General features: G+C 62.1%; 8 protein-coding genes. 1 reads left to right on the top strand and 7 read right to left on the bottom strand.

Translation table 11 applies throughout. The features are described from left to right. The 7 genes from metK to BM388_RS16895 form a co-directional block, all read right to left on the bottom strand. Positions 1 to 809, bottom strand: an 809-nt coding sequence (gene metK, locus BM388_RS16925; RefSeq protein ID WP_089852333.1) for a methionine adenosyltransferase, incomplete at its 3' end; no start/stop codon positions are given. 34 nt (positions 810 to 843) lie between these two features. Further along, the gene (gene cfa / locus BM388_RS16920) at positions 844 to 2001 is read right to left on the bottom strand and encodes a cyclopropane fatty acyl phospholipid synthase (RefSeq protein WP_089852331.1); all 1158 of its coding nucleotides are present in this window, start codon (positions 1999 to 2001) and stop codon (positions 844 to 846) included. 197 nt (positions 2002 to 2198) lie between these two features. Continuing rightward, entirely contained in the window at positions 2199 to 3053 is an 855-nt protein-coding gene (locus BM388_RS16915; protein ID WP_089852328.1) for a universal stress protein, read from the bottom strand. 85 nt (positions 3054 to 3138) lie between these two features. Beyond that, the gene (gene nhaB / locus BM388_RS16910) at positions 3139 to 4695 is read right to left on the bottom strand and encodes a sodium/proton antiporter NhaB (RefSeq protein WP_089852335.1); all 1557 of its coding nucleotides are present in this window, start codon (positions 4693 to 4695) and stop codon (positions 3139 to 3141) included. A 151-nt stretch (positions 4696 to 4846) separates the two neighbouring features. Next, on the bottom strand, positions 4847 to 6337 hold the full coding sequence (locus tag BM388_RS16905) for a SulP family inorganic anion transporter (protein ID WP_089852326.1): 1491 nt from the start codon (positions 6335 to 6337) through the stop codon (positions 4847 to 4849). A 548-nt stretch (positions 6338 to 6885) separates the two neighbouring features. Next, on the bottom strand, positions 6886 to 8334 hold the full coding sequence (locus BM388_RS16900) for a type I restriction-modification system subunit M (protein ID WP_089852324.1): 1449 nt from the start codon (positions 8332 to 8334) through the stop codon (positions 6886 to 6888). Next, a complete protein-coding gene (locus tag BM388_RS16895) occupies positions 8331 to 9422 on the bottom strand; it encodes a restriction endonuclease subunit S (RefSeq protein ID WP_089852322.1) in 1092 nt (363 codons plus the stop codon). The genes BM388_RS16900 and BM388_RS16895 overlap by 4 nt, the downstream gene beginning before the upstream one ends. A gap of 65 nt (positions 9423 to 9487) precedes the next feature. On the opposite strand from BM388_RS16895, the gene BM388_RS16890 reads away from it, so the two are divergent. Continuing rightward, a complete protein-coding gene (locus tag BM388_RS16890; protein WP_089847289.1) occupies positions 9488 to 9697 on the top strand; it encodes a hypothetical protein in 210 nt (69 codons plus the stop codon). The last annotated feature ends 44 nt before the right edge of the window (positions 9698 to 9741 follow it).

The following is a 9741-nucleotide window of genomic DNA, read 5'->3' as shown; positions in this document are numbered from 1 at the left end:
GGGTCCTTGCCGGAGAAGGCGCCGCCGCCGTGGCGGGCAGTGCCGCCATAGGTATCGACGATGATCTTGCGCCCGGTCAGGCCGCAGTCGCCCACCGGACCGCCGATCACGAACTTGCCGGTGGGGTTGATGTGGTACTTGGTGGTCGCGGTCAGCCACTCGGCGGGGATCACCTGCTCGATGATCTCGCGGCGCACCATCTTGCGCAGCTCCTCCTGGTCGATCTCCGGGTCGTGCTGGGTGGAGAGCACCACGGCATCCACGGCGCAGGGCTTGCCCGCCTCGTCGTAGCGGAAGGTCAGCTGGCTCTTGGCGTCGGGACGCAGCCAGGGCAGCAGGCCGTGCTTGCGCAGCTCGGCCTGGCGCTCCACCAGCCGGTGCGCGTAGTGGATCGGCGCCGGCATGTAGGAGTCGGTCTCGTTGGTGGCGTAGCCGAACATCAGGCCCTGGTCGCCGGCGCCCTGGTCCTCGGGTATGTTGCGGTCGACCCCCTGGGCGATGTCCACGCTCTGCTTGCCGATCAGGTTGAGCACGCCACAGGTCTCGCCGTCGAAGCCGACGTCCGAGGAGGTATAGCCGATGCCGGTGATCACCTCGCGGACCAGCGCCTCGAGGTCGACCCAGGCCGAGGTGGTGATCTCGCCGGCGACGATGGCCACGCCGGTCTTGACCAGAGTCTCGCAGGCCACCCGGGCGTTCTTGTCGCGGGCGATGATGGCATCGAGCGCTGCATCGGAGATCTGGTCGGCGATCTTGTCCGGATGCCCCTCGGACACGGACTCGGAGGTAAAGAGGGAGTAGTCGCTCATCGGGAATTCCAGGTGAGTGAGTGGTAACGCACTATCAGCTGACGCGGCGATAGCCGCCAAGCTTGCCCTTCTTGCTAAGCACGAACTGCCAGAGCTGGATATCGCGGGCGCGGAAGGCACCGGCACAGCTCAGCAGGTAGTAGCGCCACATGCGGTAGAAGCGCTCACCGTAGGTGTCGGCGAACTGGGGCCAGGCGGCCTCGAAGTTCTCGTGCCAAGCCATCAGGGTCCTGTCGTAGTCCGCGCCGAAGTTGTGGAGGTCCTCGACCACGAACAGTTCTTCGGCAGCATCAGTGACATGCCCCAGGGCCGGCAGCTCGCCATTGGGGAAGATGTACTTGTCGAGCCAGGGGTCCGGCGAGGTATCGCGCACGTTCTTGCCGATGGTGTGCAGCAGGAAGAGGCCATCGTCCTTGAGGCAACGATTCGCGACGTCCATGTAGGTGCGATAGTTCTTGCGACCGACGTGCTCGAACATGCCAATGCTGACGATGCGGTCGAACTGCTCGGTCTCATCGCGGTAGTCCTTGAGACGGAACTCCACCGGCAGGCCCTGCTGCATCAGGCTTTTACCGAAGTCGGCCTGTTCGCGAGAGATGGTAAGGCCCACGCACTCCACGCCGTAGTGCTCGGCAGCATAAGCCATGAAGCTGCCCCAGCCGCAGCCGATGTCGAGCACGCGCATGCCAGGCTCGAGTTCTAACTTGCGGCAGATCAGGTCGAGCTTGGCCTCCTGGGCCTGATCCAGGGTCTCCGCCGTCTTCCAGTAGCCGCAGGTGTAGGTCATGCGCGGATCGAGCATGGCGGCGTAGAAGTCGTTGCCGAGGTCATAATGGGCTTCGCCGACCTCGAAGGCGCGGCTGGCGGTCTGCAGGTTGATCAGGCGGGTGCGCAGATGATGAAAGACCAGCTTGCGCGGGTTGATCTGTTCGGGGAGGTGGGCGCGCAGCAGACGGAAGAAGAACTCGTCCAGGTGCTCGGCGTCCCAGTCACCGTTCATGTAGCTCTCGCCCAGGCCCAGGTTGCCACGGGCCAATGCCTCGTCGATGACGCCGTGGGCGTTGAACTTGATATCCCAGGGGCGGTCGCCGTTGATGCGGATATCTGCTTTCTCCAGCAGCTCAGCGACGAAGCGCTGCGAGGAAGAGGTTTCATCGAAAAAAGCCGAATGAGCAAAGGTATTGCTGTTCAAGGGTCGCTTCCTTGTTCTGCCCTCTCGCCAGGAGAGGTGATGACATCAGGGGTCCTCGGTGTGAGTGGGGCATAACGGAAGCGCGAATCAGGGCGGAAGGATCGTCAATTTTTCGGGTCCTATACAGGGCACTGGCGTGCCTGGAAAGAAAAAAACCGGCACACACCAAAAGGAGCGGTGGGCCGGTTTCGGGAACTTCAACGCAGCAGCAGCACCGGTATGCGCGAGTTGCGCAGCATCTCGCTGGTGGTACTGCCCACCAGCAGGTGGCGGATACGAGAATGTCCATAGGCGCCCATCACCAGCAGGTCGATGGCGTGCTCCTCCTGGTAGGTGTGGAGTGTCGCCTCTACCTCACCGGCGCGGATGGCGCCCTCGGCCTCATGACCCGCATCACGCAGGGTCTTGAGCGCCCAGTCGAGCTGGGAGCGGTTATCGCCGGTCTCGGCGCCGACGATCACCACGTGTACAGGCACGCCCTCGAACAGCGGGCTCTTCGCCAGCATCTCCACCCCCTTGCGGGTGGTCTTGCTGCCATCGAAGGCCAGCATCACCTTCTCCGGCCGCTTGTAGGTGGCCGGTACCATCAGGATCGGCCGGTGCAGGGTGCGCACCACCCGCTCCAGGTTGGAGCCCAGGTGGCCGCTGTCCTGGTGGGCGGTCTCGCCGCGCTTGCCCACCACCAGCAGGCGGATCTCCTCCTGAAGTTCCTCGAGGGTCTCCACCAGGGTGCCGTTGCGCTGGCGACCGGCGGGCTCGCTCACGCCATCCTCGACGGCTCGTTCGATAGCCGCCTTGATCATCAGCCGGCCCTGCTCCTGGGCTACCTTGGCGCGCTGCTCATCGAGTTGGGAGAGCTCCTGGAGCAGACGCTCCCGGGCGCCCGCCCTGAGGTTGCCGGAGAGATTGCGCTCCTCCGGCGGCAGGTGGTTGTCGTTGACGTGCAGGAAGGTCAGCGGAGCGCCCAAGGCCAGGCTGGCCCAGGCGGCGTAGTCGCAGACCCCTTCGGAAAACTGTGAGCCGTCGATGGCGGCCATTACCTGTTCTGTCATTCTATACGTATCCTTTTGATTGGCTTTTGGATTCTCGCCCCTTCCAGCTTGCCGACAGAAGCGCGGAGCTTCGAGTTCATCGGTCTCAACTTACCAAGTGGGTCACTCCCAAATACCCGACCACGGTCATCACCACCGCATAGGGGAAAGCCATGATCACCATTCTGCCGTAGGAGAGCCGCAGCAGCGGCGCGATAGCCGAAGTGAGCAGAAACAGGAAAGCGGCCTGTCCGTTGGGGGTGGCCACGCTGGGCAGGTTGGTGCCGGCATTGACGGCGATGGCCAGCAAGCGGAACTGTTCGGCGCCCAGGTCGCCGCGAAGGAAGGCCGCCTTGAGCTCGCTGATATAGACGGTGGCCACGAAGACATTATCGGAGATCGCCGAGAGCAGGCCGTTGGCGAAGAACAAGAGCCCCGCCTGCCCTTCTGCCGGTTGGGCCAACACCATCTCGATAAAGGGCTGGAAGAGGTGCTGGCTATGGATCACCGAGACCACGGTGAAGAAAACCACCAGCAGGGCGGTGAAGGGCAGCGCCTCCTGGAAGGCCTTACCAATCTGATGCTCGTCGCTGACGCCGTTGAAGCTGGTCAGCAGCACGATCACCGCCAGGCCGATCAGCCCCACCTCGGCCAGATGCAGGGCCAGGGCCGCCACCAGGAAGACGGCCACCAGGGCCTGGGCGATCAGTTGGGCACGTTCCCGGTTGGTGCGCTTGCTGGCCTTGTAGTGGTCATAGTCCTTGAGGATCTTGCGAATGGTCTTTGGCATGGCGGCGCCGTAGCCGAACCACTGCAGTTTCTCCAGGGCCAGGCAGGTGAGCAGCCCCGCCACCAGCACCGGCAGGCTCACCGGCAGCATATTGAGGTAGAAGTCGGTGAAGCCCCACTCCATCTCCTTGGCGATCAGCAGGTTCTGGGGCTCGCCCACCATGGTGGCCACGCCGCCCAGGGCGGTGCCCACGGCGCCGTGCATCAGCAGCGAGCGCAGGAAGGCGCGGAAGTCGTCCAGTTCGGTGCGCAGCTCGGCGCGCACCGGAGCATCGTCGTTGTGGTCGTGGTTATGGTCGTAGCTCTTGCCGGAGGCCACCTTGTGATAGACGGAGTAGAAGCCCACGGCGATGGCGATGATCACCGCGGTCACCGTCAGGGCATCAAGGAAGGCGCTGAGAAACGCCGCCATCACCGAGAAGAGCAGCGACAGTAGGTACTTGGAGCGCACATGGATCAGCAGCTTGGTGAAAGTGAAGAGCAGCAGGTTCTTCATGAAATAAATCCCCGCCACCATGAACATCAGCAGCAGGATCACCGCCAGGTTGTGCTCCACCTCGCCGAGCACCGACTCCGGAGAGGTCAGTCCGAGGGCAACGGCCTGCAGGGCCAGCAGACCCCCGGGCAACAGCGGGTAGCACTTCAGGGCCATGGCCAAGGTAAAGATAAACTGGCCCAGCAGCAGCCAGCCCAACAAGGTCCCGGACTGCTCCCCCAAGGACCAGTGGCAGAGGGCATTGAAGACGAGAAAGGCAAGAATGGCGATCTTGTACCAGATCGGCGAGTTGCCCAGGAAGTTGCGAAAGGCGCCCCCCAGCAACAATCGGGGGGAGGAAGGGCGTGGCGTGGCGAGGGTCGCTTGGTCGTGGGGCATGGTGATCAACATTGGCGTTGGAGGTGGGGATGGATCGGACCAGTCCAGCATCGCGCCGGGGAAGCCGGACAGGGGGAAGATCTCCTGTATGACGGGTCATCGGACGGTCCCGTCCCGGCGAGTCCACCGGGACGGAACAACCGTCGATGCGTCAGTGACCGCCCATCAGCTTCTCGACGGCTTCAGGGTCATCATGCACCGCATAGCGGTCGACGATGGTGGCGCTTGCCTCGTTGAGGCCGATCATCTCCACCTCGGTGCCCTCGCGGCGGAACTTGATCACCACCCGGTCCAGGGTCTGGACGGCGGTGATGTCCCAGAAGTGGGCACGGGAGAGGTCGATGGTGACCTTCTCCACCGTCTCCTTGAAGTCGAAGGCCTCGCCGAAGCGCTCGGAGGAGGCGAAGAACACCTGGCCCACCACCCGGTAGATCCGCCGGCTTCCCGCGTCGGCCTCCTCGCTGCCGATGTAGAGGATGTTGCCCACCTTGTTGGCGAAGAACATGGCCGCGAGCAGCACGCCGACGAAGACGCCGATGGCCAGGTTGTGAGTGCCCACGGTCACCACCACGGTGGCCACCATGACGAAGTTGGTGCTCATCGGGTGCTTCTTGAGGTCCTTGATGGAGCTCCAGCTGAAGGTGCCGATAGAGACCATGATCATCACCGCCACCAGGGCCGCCATGGGGATCTGGGAGACCCAGTCGGCCAGGAACACCACCATCAGCAGCAGTACCACGCCAGCGATAAGAGAGGACATGCGACGGCGACCGCCGGACTTGATGTTGATCACCGACTGACCAATCATCGCGCAGCCCGCCATGCCGCCGATCAGGCCGGCGCCGATGTTGGCGATGCCCTGGCCCTTGCACTCGCGGTTCTTGTTACTCCGGGTGTCGGTCAGGTCGTCGATGATGGTGGCAGTCATCATCGACTCCAGCAGGCCCACCACGGTCAGCATCAGGGAGGTGGGGAAGATGATCATCAGCGTCTCGAGGTTGAGGGGCACCTCGGGCCACAGGAAGACCGGCAGGCTGTCGGGCAGCTCGCCCATGTCACCGACGCTGCGGATCTCCATGCCGGTCAGCAGATAGACGGCGGTCAGCACCACGATGCACACCAGCGGCGAGGGGATAGACTTGCCGATCATCGGCACCAGAGGGAAGCCGTAGATGATCGCCAGACCGGCCAGCGTCATGGCGTAGACGTGCCAGGTCACCCCAGTGAGTTCCGGCAGCTGGGCCATGAAGATCAGGATCGCCAGGGCGTTGACGAAGCCGGTCACCACCGAGCGCGAGACGAAGCGCATCAGCTCGGCGAGCTTGAGATAGCCGGCGATGATCTGCAGAACCCCGGTAAGAAGGGTCGCGGCCAGCAGGTACTCCAGGCCATGCTCCTTGACCAAGAGAACCATCAGCAGCGCCATGGCGCCGGTGGCACCGGAGATCATCCCGGAGCGCCCGCCGGTGAAGGCGATGATCACGCAGATCGCGAAGGAGGCGTAGAGGCCGACCTTGGGGTCGACCCCAGCGATGATGGAGAAGGCGATGGCCTCGGGGATCAGCGCCAGGGCGACGACGATACCCGCCAGGGTGTCGCCCTTGAGGTTGGAGAACCAACTCAGTTTCATTTTTTCGTACATGCTGCAGTCCAGTCAGGGGATGAATCAGTTCAGCCTCGTGACACGATAGCGATGACGCACATAGTCACCCGACATCCAGATAGGTGCAGAGCAAAGCAATGAAATGTGAGAGTCACGCCCGTATCGGGTCAGAGATAACGCCTTTGACGTAGCGTGAGGATAGGGCGTGTCGCCTCGTTGACGGCGGGCGAGCCCAGAAGGGGGGGAGCGCTAGGGCGGAGTCATCAGCCCTGAGAAAGAGGTTGTCATGGGGTGCTTTAGCCTTCTATCGCGATGATCGACATCGTTCATAGCACCAGAGCTTGCCCGGTGAAATTGCATGTCATCCCGTGGAAAGCTAAGCACTCTACCAAAATTCATGCTGCATTGCACACTTAAGAGCGGTAAGCACAAGGCCGGATTTCTCCCATCCTGGCCAGACTCCATGTTCCGATACGGGTGAGGGGTGTCGGCGACCCCAAGCTTCAAGCGAGCGCAAAGCAGGGTCCTGAGGGCGCTGACAGAGTTCTTGATCACCTGCGCATTGAAAGCATGAAGCGACAGGACGCTTATGTGCGCTCGTTCTCCCCCGCCAGTTCCGCGCTCACGCTGCGGAACTGCTCCAGGGCGGCTTCCAGGTTCTCGACGATCTCGGTGGCCAGCACGTCCGGCTCCGGTAGGCTGTCGATATCCTCCAGGCTGTCGTCCTTGAGCCAGAAGATATCCAGGTTGAGCTTGTCGCGCTGGATCAGCTCGTCGTAGCTAAAGCGGCGGAAGCGCTCGGTCTCCTGGCGCTGGTGGTAGCAGCGCACGAAGTCATCGAGGTCGGCGTGAGTCAGCCGCTTGGTCTTCAGGGTCTTGTGGACGTTGGTGCGATAGTCGTAGACCCACAGCTCCTGGGTCTGCGCTTCCCGACTGGCCGGACGCTTGTCGAAAAACAACACGTTGGCCTTCACCCCGGGGCTATACCAGATGCCGGTGGGCAACCGCAGCAGGGTGTGGAAGTTGAAGCCCTCCAGCAGGCGCTTGCGGATGCCCTCGCCCGCCCGGCCGGCCTCGAACAGCACGTTGTCGGGCAGTACCACGCCGGCGCGGCCGTGGGTGTCGAGGATGGTCATGATGTGCTGGAGGAAGTTGAGCTGCTTGTTCGAGGTGGAGAACTTGAAGTCCTCGCGCTCGTAGCTCTCGTGCTCGGTGCTCACCGAGCCATCTTCCCCCACCACCTTGTAGCTGGACTTCTTGCCGAAGGGTGGATTGGTCAGCACCACGTCGAAGCGCTTGCCCCCGTCGCCGGAGAGGGCATCCCCCTGCTGCACGGGGCTGCCGCCGTTGCCGATGCCGTGCAGATAGAGGTTCATGGCACACAGACGCACCACCTCATCGACGATATCCACGCCGTGCAGGGCGCTGTGCTTGAGCTGACGCAGCTTCTCGCGATCCTGGCTCTGGGTCTTCATGTGCTCGAAGGCGGAGAGCAGGAAGCCCCCGGTCCCACACGCCGGATCGCACACGGTCTCGTCGATCCGCGGGTCAACACACTTCACGATGGCGTCGATTACCGGGCGCGGGGTGAAGTACTGGCCGGCACCAGAGCGCACTTCGGAGGCGTTGCGCTCCAGCAGCCCCTCGTAGATCTCGCCCTTCACGTCGACCTTCAGGCCGACCCAGGGGCCTCCCTTGTCGATCAGGCTGACCACCCGCTTGAGCTTGGCCGGGTCGGAGAGCTTGTTCTGGGACTTGCGGAAGATGGTGCCGATCAGGCCACTCTCTCGGGCCAGGCCCTCCAGGGTGTGGCGATACTGCAGCTCCAGGTCATCGCCGTCCTTCTCCGCCAGCTTGCTCCAGCGCCATTGGCTGGGAATGCAGGTCTCCTCACCCAACAGCTCCACCCGCTCCTCGTCCATCTTGAGGAACAGCAGGTAGGTGATCTGCTCGATATAGTCGCCGTAGGAGACCCCCTGGTCACGCAGCACATGGGCGTAGTTCCAGACCTTGGAGACGAGTTGTTCCTTGCTCATGCAGAAGCCTTTTTGCGGGTGCGTTTCTTGGGGGCGGCGGCATCACGTTCGGCGCGGATTCGGGCCAGCAGCTCGCTGGCAGGCTCATCGGCGGGGTCCTGAGGCACCAGCTTGCCGGCAAAGGCATCCTTGAGGATGGACTGACGTAGGGCGGCGGAACGGGTAAGTTCGGTTTGACACCAATCTTCCAGCTGGCCGATTTTTGAGAAGGCCTCATCAATAGCCGCAACAACCTGCTCCACCTCATCCAGACTCGGCAAGGGAATCACCAGCGATTCTATCTTGCTGATGCTTAGGGTATATAAGCCAGAAGTAGACGAAGCCACTTTTTCAATGTTTTGTCTTCCATAAAGAGACTGAAACCACCACATTGAATAATCGGAAATTAACTTATCAACCATCCTAACTTTGATCAGGTGATTCTGATGTACAGCTCCTGGTATTTCGTCCCTCCAGACTGCCATTCGGCCAATCTGTCCCTTGCTTCCATTTCCTTCCACCACCAATATATCACGATCCTGGAGCGTCACTCTGGATAGCTCGCCTTCAGACACGCCAGTGTCATGAACATCCTCTAAATCTAACCGATTCTGATAGACATTGGCCACTCTGAGCATTGGCTTCTTGAGCGGCAGAGTTGAACGCTTGCTATTCTTGGTTAATCCACCAATTACCTCAGCCAACTGGTCAACTGACGCCCACACCCACCCTTCCGGCAGCTCCGGCAGGTCGCCGGAATCCGGCACCACGGGCTCCTTGTACTTGCCCCGCCCCTGCCAATTCTCGCGTCGGGCCTGAAGGATGCGCTCCAGCAGGTCGCTGCCAGACTCCAGACGGTCAGCGTTCTCGGCCCGCCAGTCGGCGGTCAGCTGGCCGGTGACGGCGGCCTTGAGGACGGACTGGCGGTAGCGAGCCAGCAGCTTCTGAACGTCGCGCAGGCTGGCCTCGCCGTGGTCCAGTTGGGCGAAAAGGGATTCGATCTTGTCAACGATGCGCCTTTGCTCATTGAACGGAGGAAAAGGAAGTGTTATTCGACGAATACCATCTTGGGAGATATTCCGCATAGACTGCTGGTAAGCGCTCCACAAACCCCATCTTCTGCAACTGAATAGTGTCCATCAGACTGGTGTCACCCGATCCCAAGGAGGACACCATGACCGACCTGACCCCGACACAGGCCTTCTGGCTGGGCCATCTGTTCCATGCTTCCTCTCGGCAATTGCCGTTGAGTGAGAACGCAGCGGAGCAGGGACTGGAGCTGGCGTCACTGCTGGCGTGGGAGCAGCGCCTGGTGGTGCAGGAGGTACCAGTACCACCTCGTCATCGCCCGCAGCGCTTCGTCGCCGTGGAGGTGGCCCGATGATTCGGCCAGACACGGGACTGAGGGTCTACCTGTGCCGCGAGCCG

Source organism: Halomonas saccharevitans, assembly GCF_900116405.1.
GTDB classification, from domain to species: domain Bacteria; phylum Pseudomonadota; class Gammaproteobacteria; order Pseudomonadales; family Halomonadaceae; genus Halomonas; species Halomonas saccharevitans.
The sequence above is the reverse complement of the archived record's forward strand: the minus strand, read 5'-3'. Positions and strand labels throughout refer to the sequence as shown.